The following is a 16,198-nucleotide window of genomic DNA, read 5'->3' on the forward strand; positions in this document are numbered from 1 at the left end:
AAAAGAGCCCTGAAGAATGAGTGAACTGAAGAACGATCGTTATTTGCGCGCCCTGCTGCGCCAGCCAGTAGACGTAACGCCAGTATGGATGATGCGCCAGGCGGGGCGTTATTTGCCAGAATATAAAGCAACGCGCGCCGTGGCCGGTGACTTTATGTCGCTGTGCAAAAACGCCGAGCTGGCTTGTGAAGTGACGCTACAACCGCTGCGGCGCTATGCGCTGGACGCGGCGATCCTGTTCTCCGATATTCTGACCATCCCGGACGCCATGGGATTAGGGCTCTACTTTGAAGCCGGTGAAGGGCCGCGATTCTCCTCGCCAGTCACCTGCCGCGCCGATGTGGAAAAACTGCCTGTCCCCGATCCTGAGCAGGAACTGGGTTATGTGATGAACGCGGTGCGTACCATTCGCAAAAATCTTAACGGCGAAGTGCCGCTGATCGGTTTCTCCGGCAGTCCGTGGACGCTGGCGACCTACATGGTTGAAGGCGGCAGCAGCAAAGCGTTTACCAAACTGAAAAAGATGATGTATGCGGATCCGCAGACGCTGCATCTGATGCTGGATAAGTTAGCAGACAGCGTTACGCTTTATCTGAATGCGCAGATCCGGGCGGGCGCGCAGTCGCTGATGATTTTTGATACCTGGGGCGGCGTGCTGACGGGGCGTGATTATCTCGAATTCTCGCTGCATTACATGCATAAAATCGTCGATGGCCTGATCCGTGAAAACGATGGCCGTCGCGTACCCGTAACGCTCTTTACCAAGGGCGGTGGGCAATGGCTGGAAGCGATGGCGGCGACCGGTTGTGATGCGCTGGGTCTGGACTGGACCACCGATATTGCCGACGCGCGCCGTCGCGTAGGCGATAAAGTGGCGCTACAGGGTAATATGGATCCGTCCATGCTGTACGCAGAGCCTGCCCGTATCGAACAGGAAGTGGCGACAATTCTTCAGGGCTTCGGCCAGGGGAACGGTCACGTATTTAACCTCGGTCACGGCATTCATCAGGATGTTCCGCCAGAACACGCCGGTGTTTTCGTGGAGGCCGTACACAAACTGTCACGTCAATATCACCAGGGATAATTATGGATATTCAGGCATTAAAGCAGGAGCAGATGACTCGCGCGGCTGAGATCGTGCGTGAAGATGATTTTGAAGTAATGCCGCCGCGCTACATCGGTGGTGCGGATGTGGGATTCGAACAGGGCGGAGAAGTGACTCGTGCCGCGCTGGTCATCCTTGAATACCCCTCATTGAAGCTGGTTGAGCATCGGGTGGCGCGTATCGCCACCACGATGCCCTATATCCCCGGATTCCTCTCTTTCCGCGAATACCCCGCGTTGCTGGCTGCCTGGGCGCTGCTGGAGCAAAAGCCCGATCTGCTGTTTGTCGATGGGCACGGCATCGCACATCCTCGCCGCCTGGGCGTTGCCAGCCATTTTGGCCTGCTGGTGGACGTGCCGACCATCGGTGTCGCCAAACGGCGCCTGTGCGGTAAGTTTGAAGCGCTGGAAGAAGAACCGGGCGCGCGTCAGCCGCTGTTCGACAAGGGCGAGCAGATTGGCTGGGTGCTGCGCAGCAAACGACGCTGTAATCCGCTCTTTATTTCCTCCGGCCACCGCGTCAGTGCCGATACCGCGCTGCACTGGGTGGAAACCTGTTTGCAAGGCTATCGTCTGCCGGAACCGACTCGCTGGGCCGATGCGGTGGCGTCACAACGGCCTGCCTTTGTCCGCTTTCAACAGCAGGGTTAACGGTGTGAGGCGCACGCTTTTCAGTTACACTGCAGGCCGCGCATTTTTCGTTTAAGAGATCCCAACATGATACGTAATCCGATTCACCTGCGGTTGGAAAAGCTGGAAAGCTGGCAGCACGTGACTTTTATGGCCTGCTTGTGTGAACGCATGTATCCCAACTACTGGGCATTTTGCCAGCAAACTGGTTTTGGCGAAGGGCAGCTTTATCGCCGCATCCTCGATCTGATCTGGGAAACGCTGGTGGTTAAAGATGCCAAAGTGAATTTCGATTCGCAGCTGGAAAAGCTGGAAGAAGCGATCCCGGCCGCAGAAGATTACGATCTGTACGGCGTGTATCCAGCAATCGATGCCTGTGTGGCATTGAGCGAATTGCTGCATTCACGTTTAAGCGGTGAGACCCTGGCTCATGCGATTGCCGTTAGCGAAGCGTCAATCACCAGCGTTGCCATGCTGGAAATGACCCAGGCTGAACGCGAAATGACCGAAGAAGAGCTAAAAGCGAACCCGGCTGTAGAAGAAGAGTGGGACATTCAGTGGGAGATTTTCCGCCTGCTTAGTGCCTGTGAAGAAAGGGACCTGGAACTGATAAAAGGACTGCGTTCTGACCTGCGAGAATCAGGGATTAGCAACATCGGTATAAATTTTCAGCAGTAAGGCGATAAAACGTGACTTCAGGCCTGATTTGTAGCGCCTTAAGGCTTCACATTCGCCCCCAGTCTGGTCTACATTTGGGGGGCTGAAAAATGTGGCTATCGGTGCGTGTATGCAGGAGAGTTCCAATACTGGTTTTTCCCTCGCACTTGATGCTTAGCAAGCGATAAATACACTGTAAGGATAACTTATGAACAAGACTCAACTGATTGATGTAATTGCGGACAAAGCGGACCTGTCTAAGACCCAGGCTAAAGCTGCTCTGGAATCCACCCTGGCTGCGATTACTGAGTCTCTGAAAGAAGGTGATGCTGTACAACTGGTTGGTTTTGGTACCTTTAAAGTTAACCACCGTGCTGAGCGTACTGGCCGCAACCCGCAGACTGGCAATGAAATCAAAATTGCAGCTGCAAACGTACCGGCATTCGTTTCTGGTAAAGCACTGAAAGACGCTGTTAAGTAAGCTGACAGTGAAAGGTTTTAAACAGGGGGGCGCTCTGCCCCTTTTGTTAAAACTGGTTTCTCCCCGTTTTTTTCTGACTGCCTCATTCCCACTGACGGCAGCTTCCCTGCTCTCATTGTGTGACGCACTATGATTCGCTCCCGGTTCTTTCTGCTTTCCTCATTGACAGTGATAATGCTTGCCGGTTGCAGTTCCCGTCCCGCGCATCCTGACTTTAGCGCCAGCGGCTATCTTGCCGATCGCGGTGCAGTACGTATCTGGCGTAAAGAGCGTGATTCGCACGTTACCCGTCTGATGACGGTCTATACCCCTTTCAATGGCCCGGCGGTGGAAACCACCGACTATCAGTGGCAGCAGGACAAACTGATCTCTATTGAGCGGCATATTGCGGGTGAGCATCCTGAAAGCGTAACGATGCGCTTTGATCAGGATGGCAGCCTGAGCTTTATGCAGCGGCAGCTGGAAGACAGGCGTGAAGCCCTGTCAGCAGATGCGATCGCGTTATATCAGTATGATGCCGGACGCATGCTAACCGTCAGCGATGATTTATTGAAAGGACGCGTGGTTTTGCAGCAGGGACACTGGAAGCCATCAGGCACGGTGACGTTTTGTCAGAAAGGAACCCGTCATCCCAGCTTTGACCGCTATGCCGCGAGCTATATTACGCAGCATCAGCAGGAATCGGGTAAACCGCTCAGTATTGCCTGGCTGGAAGCACCAGGCGGCACGCAGCTGCTACTGGTTTCCGCAGATGATATATGTCCTGCTCAGCCAACAGCTGAAGATTTCTGAGGCGCAAGCGCAAAGGGCCGAATTGCTCCGGCCCTCATGCAGACTACTTACGGCCAATCGCACGATAGCCAATATCGCTACGGCTGAAGCTTTTATTCCATGAAATATGTTTAGCCAGTTCGTAAGCATGCTTCTGCGCGGCAGCAACATCCTCACCCAGCGCGGTCACGCACAGTACGCGCCCACCGTTAGTCACGACTAAATCATCCTGCATTTTTGTGCCAGCATGGAAGACCTTGCCGTCCGGCGTCTCTTCCAGCGGCAGACCATGAATCTGATCGCCGGTACCGTAATCGCCAGGATAACCGCCTGCCGCCAGTACCACGCCGAGAGAAGGGCGAGGATCCCAGACGGAATCCTTGCTGTCCAGCTTGCCATCTACGGCTGCCAGGCAAAGATCGACCAGATCCGACTTCAACCGCAGCATGATTGGCTGCGTTTCCGGATCGCCAAAACGACAGTTGAATTCAATGACCTTGGGTTGACCGCTCTTATCGATCATCAGGCCAGCATAGAGGAAGCCGGTATAGACGTTGCCTTCGGCTGCCATACCGCGAACGGTTGGCCAAATCACTTCATCCATCACGCGCTGGTGGATTTCGTCGGTAACGACCGGGGCTGGCGAGTAAGCCCCCATGCCGCCAGTGTTCGGGCCGGTATCGCCATCGCCAACGCGTTTGTGATCCTGGCTGGTTGCCATGGGCAGCACGTTCTCGCCGTCAACCATCACAATAAAGCTGGCTTCTTCACCGTCGAGGAACTCTTCGACAACAATACGGTGGCCCGCATCGCCAAAGGCGTTGCCCGCCAGCATATCCTGAATCGCGTCTTCTGCTTCCTGTAGCGTCATCGCCACAATCACGCCTTTGCCCGCAGCCAGACCATCAGCTTTGATCACAATGGGGGCGCCTTTACTGCGCGTATAGGCAAGAGCCGCTTCGACATCAGTAAAGTTCTGGTATTCGGCCGTTGGGATCTGATGGCGAGCCAGGAAATCTTTGGTAAAAGCTTTAGAGCCTTCAAGCTGCGCAGCAGCCTGCGTAGGGCCAAAGATCTTCAGGCCAGCGGCACGGAAAGCATCTACCACGCCGATAACCAGCGGTGCTTCCGGGCCGACAATGGTCAGATCGATTTTTTCATTTTGTGCAAAGCTCAGCAGGGCAGGGATATCGGTAGCGCTGATAGCAACGTTCTGTAAAGCAGGCTCAAGTGCCGTACCCGCATTGCCTGGCGCGACAAACACCGTTTCCGCCAGCGGTGACTGGGACGCTTTCCATGCCAGCGCGTGCTCGCGACCGCCATTGCCAATAACTAAAATTTTCATTGTTCTGTTCCTTAATTAATGGCGGAAGTGGCGCATATCGGTAAAGATCATCGCGATATCATGTTCGTCAGCCGCAGCGATAACCTCTTCGTCACGGATTGAACCACCAGGCTGAATAACACAGCTCACGCCAGCCGCCGCCGCCGCATCAATACCGTCACGGAACGGGAAGAAGGCGTCGGAAGCCATCGCGCAGCCTTCCACAATCAGGCCTTCGTCTTTCGCTTTGATCCCGGCGATTTTTGCCGAGTACACGCGGCTCATCTGGCCGGCGCCGATGCCCACGGTCATATTGTCACGGGCATAGACAATGGCATTGGACTTCACAAACTTGGCAACCTTCCAGCAGAACAGCGCATCACGCAGTTCCTGCTCGGTCGGCTGGCGTTTGCTGACCACGCGCAGCTGGCTTTCGCCGACCATGCCCAGGTCGCGATCCTGTACCAGCAGACCGCCGTTGACGCGTTTGAAATCCAGACCGGCCTGGCGTTGCTGCCACTGTCCACAGGTCAGCACGCGAACGTTCTGTTTGGCAGCGGTAACGTGCAGCGCGGCTTCAGTGGCGGAAGGGGCAATGATAACTTCGACAAACTGACGGCTGATGATTGCCTGAGCGGTCGCTTCGTCCAGTTCGCGGTTGAACGCGATAATGCCGCCGAAGGCTGAAGTCGGATCGGTTTTGTAAGCCAGCTCGTAAGCATTCAAAATCGAGCCACCAACCGCGACGCCACAAGGATTGGCATGCTTCACGATTACGCAGGCGGGCTCACTGAATTCTTTTACGCATTCCAGTGCTGCATCGGTGTCAGCAATGTTGTTATAGGAAAGCGCTTTGCCCTGAACCTGTTGCGCAGTAGCGACAGAGGCTTCAGAAACATTCTCTTCTATATAGAAAGCAGCATCCTGATGGCTGTTTTCCCCGTAGCGCATATCCTGCTTTTTAATGAAGTTCAGATTTAGCGTGCGGGGGAAGCGACCTGCTGGCTCAGAAGTCTCACCATGATAAGCCGGCACCAGGCTACCGAAGTAGTTGGCAATCATGCTGTCATAGGCGGCGGTGTGCTCGAAGGCTTTAATTGCCAGGTCAAAACGGGTTGCCAGCTGGAGGGCGTTATTGTTGGCATCCATCTCATTGATGATCGCCTGGTAGTCGCTGCTCTTAACCACGATAGCCACATCTTTGTGGTTCTTCGCTGCGGAGCGCACCATCGTTGGACCGCCGATATCGATATTCTCAACGGCATCTTCCAACGAGCAGCCTTCGCGGGCTACGGTCTGGGCAAAGGGATAAAGGTTAACGACCACCATGTCGATAGGAGAGATGCTGTGTTCCTGCATAATCGCATCATCCTGACCGCGGCGTCCCAGAATCCCGCCGTGTACTTTGGGATGCAGTGTTTTAACGCGTCCATCCATCATTTCCGGAAAACCGGTGTAGTCAGACACTTCAGTAACAGGGAGGCCAGCATCGGCGAGCAGGCGAGCAGTGCCGCCGGTGGAGAGTAGCTCGACGCCGCGCTTTGACAGCGCCTGAGCAAATTCGAGGATACCAGCTTTGTCAGACACACTGAGTAGAGCGCGGCGTACAGGGCGAGTTTGTTGCATGGTGGTTAGATCCCTTGGCTTTGGTTCGCATAAATAAGAGCGTTACATCAATCTTAGCCAGCTTCCTTCTCTATAGAAGAGAAGAAAACGGTAAAGATTCAGGTAACGCCCCCAAATGGGGGACCGGGATTTTGCGGGGGCATTGTAGCGAAAACGTTTGCGTGATGCTCGCCTAAATTACCGATCGGCAATCAATGTGGATAAGTTTGTTAATAACTGCGTATAAACAGCCCTTTTGCTGTGGAATGCAGCGAACGCGTTATTTTATGCAAATTAGGGGTTGTCAGCCGGCGAGAACTCCCTATAATGCGCAACCACTGAGACGGCACAACGGCTTACAGCCCGCCGGTTCAGGAGGTTCAGGAAGCTGAATCGCCGGAGAAAAACTTCTCAAAAAGAAGTTGACTCTGAAGGAGGAAAGCGTAATATACGCCACCTCGCGGCAGGGTAGCTCAGCTACTTCCCGCAACGCTCTTTAACAATTTATCAGACAATCTGTGTGGGCACTCGCAGGATTGATATCAAGACACCTTCGGGTGTCAAAAAATATCAAGTCTTAAGAGTGAACACATAATGAAAATTCATTATGACGTTTTACACTTGAGCATCGCTGCACTTGTTGCAGCAAATCGAACTTTTAATTGAAGAGTTTGATCATGGCTCAGATTGAACGCTGGCGGCAGGCCTAACACATGCAAGTCGAACGGTAGCACAGAGGAGCTTGCTCCTTGGGTGACGAGTGGCGGACGGGTGAGTAATGTCTGGGGATCTGCCTGACAGAGGGGGATAACTACTGGAAACGGTAGCTAATACCGCATAACCTCGCAAGAGCAAAGAGGGGGACCTTCGGGCCTCTCGCTGTCAGATGAACCCAGATGGGATTAGCTAGTAGGTGGGGTAATGGCTCACCTAGGCGACGATCCCTAGCTGGTCTGAGAGGATGACCAGCCACACTGGAACTGAGACACGGTCCAGACTCCTACGGGAGGCAGCAGTGGGGAATATTGCACAATGGGCGCAAGCCTGATGCAGCCATGCCGCGTGTATGAAGAAGGCCTTCGGGTTGTAAAGTACTTTCAGCGGGGAGGAAGGTGTTGAGGTTAATAACCTCAGCAATTGACGTTACCCGCAGAAGAAGCACCGGCTAACTCCGTGCCAGCAGCCGCGGTAATACGGAGGGTGCAAGCGTTAATCGGAATTACTGGGCGTAAAGCGCACGCAGGCGGTCTGTCAAGTCAGATGTGAAATCCCCGGGCTTAACCTGGGAACTGCATTTGAAACTGGCAGGCTAGAGTCTTGTAGAGGGGGGTAGAATTCCAGGTGTAGCGGTGAAATGCGTAGAGATCTGGAGGAATACCGGTGGCGAAGGCGGCCCCCTGGACAAAGACTGACGCTCAGGTGCGAAAGCGTGGGGAGCAAACAGGATTAGATACCCTGGTAGTCCACGCCGTAAACGATGTCGACTTGGAGGTTGTTCCCTTGAGGAGTGGCTTCCGGAGCTAACGCGTTAAGTCGACCGCCTGGGGAGTACGGCCGCAAGGTTAAAACTCAAATGAATTGACGGGGGCCCGCACAAGCGGTGGAGCATGTGGTTTAATTCGATGCAACGCGAAGAACCTTACCTACTCTTGACATCCACGGAATTTGGCAGAGATGCCTTAGTGCCTTCGGGAACCGTGAGACAGGTGCTGCATGGCTGTCGTCAGCTCGTGTTGTGAAATGTTGGGTTAAGTCCCGCAACGAGCGCAACCCTTATCCTTTGTTGCCAGCACGTAATGGTGGGAACTCAAAGGAGACTGCCGGTGATAAACCGGAGGAAGGTGGGGATGACGTCAAGTCATCATGGCCCTTACGAGTAGGGCTACACACGTGCTACAATGGCGCATACAAAGAGAAGCGACCTCGCGAGAGCAAGCGGACCTCATAAAGTGCGTCGTAGTCCGGATCGGAGTCTGCAACTCGACTCCGTGAAGTCGGAATCGCTAGTAATCGTGGATCAGAATGCCACGGTGAATACGTTCCCGGGCCTTGTACACACCGCCCGTCACACCATGGGAGTGGGTTGCAAAAGAAGTAGGTAGCTTAACCTTCGGGAGGGCGCTTACCACTTTGTGATTCATGACTGGGGTGAAGTCGTAACAAGGTAACCGTAGGGGAACCTGCGGTTGGATCACCTCCTTACCTGAAGATACCTTCCCGCGCAGTGCTCACACAGATTGTCTGATAGAAACGTTAGAGCAAGACGGCTGCGAAGTCGTGACACTATCCGTGTCCCCTTCGTCTAGCGGTTAGGACTCCGCCCTTTCACGGCGGCAACAGGGGTTCGAATCCCCTAGGGGACGCCACTTGCTTGGTGACAGGTGAAAGGTGTCTCCACAAAGTATCTCAAAACTGGCTTACGAGCTACGTTTGAGATATTTGCTCTTTAACAATCCGGAACAAGCTGAAAATTGAAACGACACGTCGTGTTTAACCTCCGTAATAAGGGTAAACAAAACGATGTGTTCGAGTCTCTCAAATGCTTACAACAGCAGTGTCTTTCGGGACGCTTGTGGGTTGTGAGGTTAAGTGACTAAGCGTACACGGTGGATGCCCTGGCAGTCAGAGGCGATGAAGGGCGTGCTAATCTGCGATAAGCGTCGGTAAGGTGATATGAACCGCAACAACCGACGATACCCGAATGGGGAAACCCGGTGCACTACGGTGCATCATCGCAACATGAATACATAGTGTTGCGAGGCGAACCTGGGGAACTGAAACATCTAAGTACCCAGAGGAAAAGAAATCAACCGAGATTCCCCCAGTAGCGGCGAGCGAACGGGGAACAGCCCAGAACCTGAATCAGTTTGTGCATTAGTGGAAGCGTCTGGAAAGTCGCAGGGTACAGGGTGATACTCCCGTACACAAAAATGCACTTACTGTGAGTTCGATGAGTAGGGCGGGACACGTGATATCCTGTCTGAATATGGGGGGACCATCCTCCAAGGCTAAATACTCCTGACTGACCGATAGTGAACCAGTACCGTGAGGGAAAGGCGAAAAGAACCCCGGCGAGGGGAGTGAAACAGAACCTGAAACCGTGTACGTACAAGCAGTGGGAGCCTTGATTTATCAGGGTGACTGCGTACCTTTTGTATAATGGGTCAGCGACTTATATTCTGTAGCAAGGTTAACCGTATAGGGGAGCCGCAGGGAAACCGAGTCTTAACTGGGCGTTAAGTTGCAGGGTATAGACCCGAAACCCGGTGATCTAGCCATGGGCAGGTTGAAGGTTGGGTAACACTAACTGGAGGACCGAACCGACTAATGTTGAAAAATTAGCGGATGACTTGTGGCTGGGGGTGAAAGGCCAATCAAACCGGGAGATAGCTGGTTCTCCCCGAAAGCTATTTAGGTAGCGCCTCGTGAATTCATCTTCGGGGGTAGAGCACTGTTTCGGCTAGGGGGCCATCCCGGCTTACCAACCCGATGCAAACTGCGAATACCGAAGAATGTTATCACGGGAGACACACGGCGGGTGCTAACGTCCGTCGTGAAGAGGGAAACAACCCAGACCGCCAGCTAAGGTCCCAAAGTCATGGTTAAGTGGGAAACGATGTGGGAAGGCACAGACAGCCAGGATGTTGGCTTAGAAGCAGCCATCATTTAAAGAAAGCGTAATAGCTCACTGGTCGAGTCGGCCTGCGCGGAAGATGTAACGGGGCTAAACCATGCACCGAAGCTGCGGCAGCGACGCTTATGCGTTGTTGGGTAGGGGAGCGTTCTGTAAGCCGTCGAAGGTGGACTGTGAGGTCTGCTGGAGGTATCAGAAGTGCGAATGCTGACATAAGTAACGATAAAGCGGGTGAAAAGCCCGCTCGCCGGAAGACCAAGGGTTCCTGTCCAACGTTAATCGGGGCAGGGTGAGTCGACCCCTAAGGCGAGGCCGAAAGGCGTAGTCGATGGGAAACAGGTTAATATTCCTGTACTCGGTGTTACTGCGAAGGGGGGACGGAGAAGGCTATGTTGGCCGGGCGACGGTTGTCCCGGTTTAAGCGTGTAGGCTTGAGTTCCAGGCAAATCCGGAACTCTTTAAGGCTGAGGCGTGATGACGAGGCACTACGGTGCTGAAGTAACAAATGCCCTGCTTCCAGGAAAAGCCTCTAAGCATCAGGTAACACAGAATCGTACCCCAAACCGACACAGGTGGTCAGGTAGAGAATACCAAGGCGCTTGAGAGAACTCGGGTGAAGGAACTAGGCAAAATGGTGCCGTAACTTCGGGAGAAGGCACGCTGGCGCGTAGGTGAAGGGACTTGCTCCCGGAGCTGAAGCCAGTCGAAGATACCAGCTGGCTGCAACTGTTTATTAAAAACACAGCACTGTGCAAACACGAAAGTGGACGTATACGGTGTGACGCCTGCCCGGTGCCGGAAGGTTAATTGATGGGGTTATCCGCAAGGAGAAGCTCTTGATCGAAGCCCCGGTAAACGGCGGCCGTAACTATAACGGTCCTAAGGTAGCGAAATTCCTTGTCGGGTAAGTTCCGACCTGCACGAATGGCGTAATGATGGCCAGGCTGTCTCCACCCGAGACTCAGTGAAATTGAACTCGCTGTGAAGATGCAGTGTACCCGCGGCAAGACGGAAAGACCCCGTGAACCTTTACTACAGCTTGACACTGAACATTGAGCCTTGATGTGTAGGATAGGTGGGAGGCTTTGAAGCGTGGACGCCAGTCTGCGTGGAGCCAACCTTGAAATACCACCCTTTAACGTTTGATGTTCTAACCTGGCGCCGTGATCCGGCGTGGGGACAGTGTCTGGTGGGTAGTTTGACTGGGGCGGTCTCCTCCCAAAGAGTAACGGAGGAGCACGAAGGTCAGCTAATCACGGTCGGACATCGTGAGGTTAGTGCAATGGCATAAGCTGGCTTGACTGCGAGAGTGACGGCTCGAGCAGGTGCGAAAGCAGGTCATAGTGATCCGGTGGTTCTGAATGGAAGGGCCATCGCTCAACGGATAAAAGGTACTCCGGGGATAACAGGCTGATACCGCCCAAGAGTTCATATCGACGGCGGTGTTTGGCACCTCGATGTCGGCTCATCACATCCTGGGGCTGAAGTAGGTCCCAAGGGTACGGCTGTTCGCCGTTTAAAGTGGTACGCGAGCTGGGTTTAGAACGTCGTGAGACAGTTCGGTCCCTATCTGCCGTGGGCGCTGGAGAATTGAGAGGGGTTGCTCCTAGTACGAGAGGACCGGAGTGAACGCACCACTGGTGTTCGGGTTGTCATGCCAATGGCACTGCCCGGTAGCTAAGTGCGGAAAAGATAAGCGCTGAAAGCATCTAAGCGCGAAACTTGCCTCGAGATGAGTTCTCCCTGTGGCTTTAAGCCACCTGAAGGGACGTTGAAGACTACGACGTTGATAGGCCGGGTGTGTAAGCGCAGCGATGCGTTGAGCTAACCGGTACTAATGACCCGTGAGGCTTAACCTTACAACGCCAGAAGCGTTCTGGTCGCGTCTGAGAGACGCAAAGATTTTCAGCTTGTTAACCGGATAAATTTGCGCGGCCTTTACGGCGGCGTGAATAACAGAATTTGCCTGGCGGCTTTAGCGCGGTGGTCCCACCTGACCCCATGCCGAACTCAGAAGTGAAACGCCGTAGCGCCGATGGTAGTGTGGGGTCTCCCCATGCGAGAGTAGGGAACTGCCAGGCATCAAATCGCGATAACCCTGACCTCATGGTCAGGGTTTTTTGCGTTTGGGGCCAGAAAACCGGCTCTCTGAAAGAAAAATTCCTCAAGTGCACTTTCACCCGTCCACTTTCACTAGCCGGATCTTCTTATTTTCATCTTCTTTCGCCGGTAAATCCGCTCTGTTTTGCCGCCGATGTAGCCAGCGCACCCGGCTATTCGACAAAATCATCGCCCGATGATGAAACATTTTCACCTATCTGATGAAACCTCGACATTTAGCCCTCACCACGTTATCTTTGGCTGTCTGGATGTCTAAACGTATAAATGGTTAGTTGAGGAAGCAGGTTATGCCGATCAGGGTACCCGATGAGTTACCAGCAGTGAATTTTCTGCGCAACGAGAATGTCTTTGTGATGACATCAACTCGTGCCAGTACTCAGGAAATCCGCCCGTTGAAAGTGCTGGTATTAAATCTGATGCCAAAGAAAATTGAGACGGAAAATCAGTTTCTGCGCCTGCTTTCAAACTCGCCGTTGCAAATTGATATTCAGCTGTTACGCATCGACAGCCGCGAGTCACGCAACACGCCAATGGAACATCTGAATAACTTTTACTGTAATTTCGACGATATTCGTGATGATAACTATGATGGGCTGATCGTTACCGGTGCGCCGCTGGGGCTGGTTGATTTTAATGACGTGGCTTACTGGCCGCAGATCCAGCGTGTTCTGCACTGGGCGAAAGAGCATGTCACCTCCACGCTTTTTGTTTGTTGGGCCGTGCAGGCCGCATTGAATATTCTCTACGGTATTCCCAAACAGACGCGTGAAAACAAACTATCAGGCGTCTACGATCATCAGATCCTGCATCCTCATGCGCTGCTGACGCGCGGTTTTGACGATACGTTTCTGGCGCCACATTCACGCTATGCGGATTTTCCGTCACAGCTGCTACGGGATTATACCGACCTGGAAATATTTGCTGAATCAGAGCAAACCGGTGCCTACCTGTTTGCGAGCAAAGATAAACGGCTGGCGTTTGTCACCGGCCATCCGGAGTATGACGCGCTGACTCTGTCAGGAGAATACCATCGTGATCTGGAAGCCGGACTTAATCCTGATGTCCCGTTTAACTATTTTCCACAGGATAATCCCGCGCTGCCGCCGCGAGCAAGCTGGCGCAGCCACGGTAACCTGTTGTTCTCAAACTGGCTGAACTATTACGTTTACCAGATTACGCCATTTGATTTGCGCCATATGAACCCTACGCTCGAATAGGCGCAATCCAAAACGATCAGGCCGAAGCTCCCGCTACGGCTTCACGTGCCGCTGCGGTGATGCGATCATAATCACCGCTTTGTAATGCATCTGCGGGGATTAACCAGGAACCGCCGATACAAAGCACGCTATCCAGCGCCAGATAATCACGATAATTAGCGGGAGAAATCCCTCCTGTCGGGCAAAAGCGCACCCGTGGAAAAGGCCCCGCAATAGCTTTTAGCGCTTTTACACCGCCGTTAGCTTCTGCTGGAAAAAACTTAAATTCCCGTAAGCCATAGTCCATACCGAGCATCAGTTCCGAAACGGTGCTGATCCCGGGGATCAATGGGATCGAGCCTGCTGTTGCTGCCTTGAGGAGTGCTTCAGTCAGGCCTGGACTGATGGCGAATTGCGCGCCAGCTTCCGTTACCTGCTGAAGCTGTTCTGGATTGATTACCGTTCCCGCACCGACGATAGCCCCAGGCACTTCCTGTGCGATAGCGCGGATGGCCTCAACGGCGCAGTCAGTACGTAAAGTGACTTCCAGCACGCGCACCCCTCCGGCCACTAATGCTCTGGCCAGCGGCACAGCCTGTTCCAATCGCTCAATGACAATGACCGGCACAACCGGACCTGAAGTCAGAATCTGTTCCGCGCTCATTTTCCAGTGGTTCATCTGAAGATCTCCGTTTAAAAAGGGATGCAGCAGGCACCCTGTTCGGCACCCGACAGCTGACTGCGAAGCGCACCAAATAGCTCGCGTCCGCAGCCGATATGTTCAGCGCTTAAATCGGGTTGATCCTGTTCACGGGCGCTGAGGATCGCTTCATCTACCAGAAGCGCCAGCTCACCAGTTACGCCATTCACCCGCATCAGATCGCCGTTTTGTACCTTAGCCAGCAGACCGCCTGTTTGTGCCTCTGGCGTAACATGAATAGCGGAAGGTACTTTTCCCGATGCGCCTGATAAGCGGCCATCGGTAACTAACGCTACCTTATAGCCACGGTCCATCAGAACGCCAAGCGGTGGCATCAGCTTATGTAGCTCCGGCATCCCATTGGCCTGCGGGCCCTGAAAACGCACCACAACGACGCAGTCTTTATTCAGGTCACCCGCTTCAAAGGCGGGCAGAATGTCGTGCTGGCTGTCAAAAACTACGGCAGGTGCTTCAATGATCTGATTTTCGGCCGGTACGGCAGAGGTTTTCATCACCGCCCGGCCCAGGTTACCTGACATCACTTTTGTGCCGCCATGTGGGGAGAACGGTTGCGAAACACGGGCGATCACGCTGCTATCCTGCGAGATTTCTGCACCTTCACGCCAGGCCAGCTGGCCTTTATCCAGCCAGGGTTCCTGGGTATATTTTTCCAGGCCAAAACCCACAACGGTATTAACATCCTGATGAAGCAATCCATGATTCAGCAGTTCACGCACAATTAGCGGGACGCCGCCTGCGGCATGGAATTGATTAATATCCGCCGGGCCGTTTGGATAGATGCGGCACAGCTGCGGAATCGCTTGAGACAGATCGGAGAAATCATCCCAGGTAATTTGAATCCCCGCAGCCCGTGCCATTGCCACCAGATGCATCGTCAGGTTAGTTGAGCCACCCGTCGCCAGAATCGCCACGATGCCGTTTACAATGACCTTTTCGTCAACCAGTTGGCCGACCGGCATGTAGTTACCTGCTGTTTCCGTCAGACGAGTAATCTGGCGGGCGGCCGCATCGGTTAGCGCGTCGCGCAGTGGCGTATCAGGATGCACAAAGGAAGAGCCGGGCAGGTGCAACCCCATCACCTCCATCACCATCTGATTAGAATTGGCGGTGCCGTAAAACGTGCAGGTCCCTTTGCCATGATAGGAGCCGGCTTCGGCTTCCAGCAGCGCCTGACGATCGACCTTTCCTTCGGCGTAAAGCTGGCGGATACGGACTTTTTCTTTGTTGGGCAGACCGCTGCTCATCGGCCCGGCAGGCACAAACAGCGCGGGAAGATGGCCAAAAGAGAGCGCGGCCATAACCAGTCCGGGAACGATTTTGTCGCAAATGCCTAAAAACAATGCGCCGTCGAACATGTTATGTGAAAGCCCAACGGCGGCGGACATGGCGATAATATCCCGACTCATCAGCGACAGTTCCATCCCATCCTGTCCCTGCGTCACGCCGTCACACATCGCCGGAACGCCAGCGGCAACCTGGCCCACTGCGCCAACCTGATGCAGTGCCTGCTTCAGTTTGTCCGGATAATCGGCGTAAGGCTGATGGGCAGAAAGCAGATCGTTATAAGCGGTAATAATGGCAATATCGCTGCGCACCATATTTTTCAGGGCGGCTTTATCATCAGGCTGGCAGGCGGCGAAGCCGTGAGCCAGATTACCGCAGGCCAGCTGTGCGCGATGAACGGTGCGGGAGCGAGCGGCCTCAATTCGGGCCAGATAGGCGGTACGCGTGGAGGCAGAGCGTTCGATGATGCGTTGAGTAACGCGGGTGACGGTTTGGTTGTCAGTAGTCATGGTCAGGTTTCCCGTTATCAGCGATGTGCTGCTGGGTTGTTACCGGTAACATTGTCTGCTTACAGTGTTGTAGTAATAACCCGTGCGCGCAACCGCTTCCGCCAGGAAACAGCGCTAAGCATGATCTAAGGCAAGTTTTATTCAGTGGCAGGAAAATGATG

10 protein-coding genes, 1 tRNA gene and 3 rRNA genes are annotated in these 16,198 nt (G+C 53.8%); 10 read left to right on the plus strand and 4 right to left on the minus strand.

What is annotated here, in order from left to right; genetic code table 11:
* The first annotated feature begins 16 nt into the window (after positions 1-16).
* The 5 genes from hemE (at position 17) to EHV07_RS00980 (ending at position 3,664) form a co-directional block, all read left to right on the plus strand.
* Positions 17-1,084: a uroporphyrinogen decarboxylase gene (hemE, locus tag EHV07_RS00960; RefSeq protein ID WP_147193997.1), complete on the plus strand. Its 1,068-nt coding sequence runs from the start codon at positions 17-19 to the stop codon at positions 1,082-1,084.
* Between the two features lie 2 nt (positions 1,085-1,086).
* Positions 1,087-1,755 (plus strand): deoxyribonuclease V, encoded by a 669-nt coding sequence (gene nfi / locus EHV07_RS00965; RefSeq protein WP_147193999.1) that lies wholly within the window; start codon positions 1,087-1,089, stop codon positions 1,753-1,755.
* 66 nt (positions 1,756-1,821) lie between these two features.
* Complete coding sequence (locus EHV07_RS00970) at positions 1,822-2,412, plus strand: YjaG family protein (RefSeq protein WP_147194001.1); 591 nt, start codon at positions 1,822-1,824, stop codon at positions 2,410-2,412.
* A gap of 187 nt (positions 2,413-2,599) precedes the next feature.
* Positions 2,600-2,872 (plus strand): nucleoid-associated protein HU-alpha, encoded by a 273-nt coding sequence (gene hupA / locus EHV07_RS00975; RefSeq protein WP_017803060.1) that lies wholly within the window; start codon positions 2,600-2,602, stop codon positions 2,870-2,872.
* A 174-nt stretch (positions 2,873-3,046) separates the two neighbouring features.
* Complete coding sequence (locus EHV07_RS00980) at positions 3,047-3,664, plus strand: DUF1481 domain-containing protein (RefSeq protein ID WP_254446290.1); 618 nt, start codon at positions 3,047-3,049, stop codon at positions 3,662-3,664.
* 43 nt (positions 3,665-3,707) lie between these two features.
* Here EHV07_RS00980 and purD read toward each other — a convergent pair whose 3' ends face one another.
* Both purD and purH read right to left on the minus strand, forming a co-directional pair.
* Positions 3,708-4,988, minus strand: coding sequence for a phosphoribosylamine--glycine ligase (purD, locus tag EHV07_RS00985; RefSeq protein WP_147194005.1), 1,281 nt, complete (start codon positions 4,986-4,988; stop codon positions 3,708-3,710).
* 15 nt (positions 4,989-5,003) lie between these two features.
* Positions 5,004-6,593, minus strand: a complete 1,590-nt coding sequence (purH, locus tag EHV07_RS00990) for a bifunctional phosphoribosylaminoimidazolecarboxamide formyltransferase/IMP cyclohydrolase (protein ID WP_147194007.1) — start codon at positions 6,591-6,593, stop codon at positions 5,004-5,006.
* A gap of 638 nt (positions 6,594-7,231) precedes the next feature.
* Here purH and EHV07_RS00995 point away from each other — a divergent pair.
* From EHV07_RS00995 to metA, 5 genes are all read left to right on the plus strand, one after another.
* A 16S ribosomal RNA gene (locus EHV07_RS00995) occupies positions 7,232-8,774 on the plus strand.
* 89 nt (positions 8,775-8,863) lie between these two features.
* Positions 8,864-8,938, plus strand: a tRNA-Glu gene (locus tag EHV07_RS01000).
* A gap of 217 nt (positions 8,939-9,155) precedes the next feature.
* A 23S ribosomal RNA gene (locus EHV07_RS01005) occupies positions 9,156-12,065 on the plus strand.
* 106 nt (positions 12,066-12,171) lie between these two features.
* Positions 12,172-12,287: ribosomal RNA gene (gene rrf / locus EHV07_RS01010) — 5S ribosomal RNA — on the plus strand.
* The 16S, 23S and 5S rRNA genes sit together here with 1 tRNA gene alongside, the layout of an rRNA operon.
* A 327-nt stretch (positions 12,288-12,614) precedes the next feature.
* Complete coding sequence (gene metA, locus EHV07_RS01015) at positions 12,615-13,544, plus strand: homoserine O-succinyltransferase (RefSeq protein ID WP_147194009.1); 930 nt, start codon at positions 12,615-12,617, stop codon at positions 13,542-13,544.
* Positions 13,545-13,560: 16 nt separating this feature from the next.
* Here the strand turns inward: metA and EHV07_RS01020 are convergent, their stop codons facing one another.
* Both EHV07_RS01020 and edd read right to left on the minus strand, forming a co-directional pair.
* Entirely contained in the window at positions 13,561-14,202 is a 642-nt protein-coding gene (locus EHV07_RS01020; RefSeq protein WP_147194011.1) for a bifunctional 4-hydroxy-2-oxoglutarate aldolase/2-dehydro-3-deoxy-phosphogluconate aldolase, read from the minus strand.
* 14 nt (positions 14,203-14,216) lie between these two features.
* On the minus strand, positions 14,217-16,037 hold the full coding sequence (gene edd / locus EHV07_RS01025; RefSeq protein WP_147194013.1) for a phosphogluconate dehydratase: 1,821 nt from the start codon (positions 16,035-16,037) through the stop codon (positions 14,217-14,219).
* Positions 16,038-16,198 lie beyond the last annotated feature (161 nt).

Source organism: Pantoea sp. CCBC3-3-1 (assembly GCF_007981265.1).
In the GTDB taxonomy this organism is placed as follows: domain Bacteria; phylum Pseudomonadota; class Gammaproteobacteria; order Enterobacterales; family Enterobacteriaceae; genus Erwinia.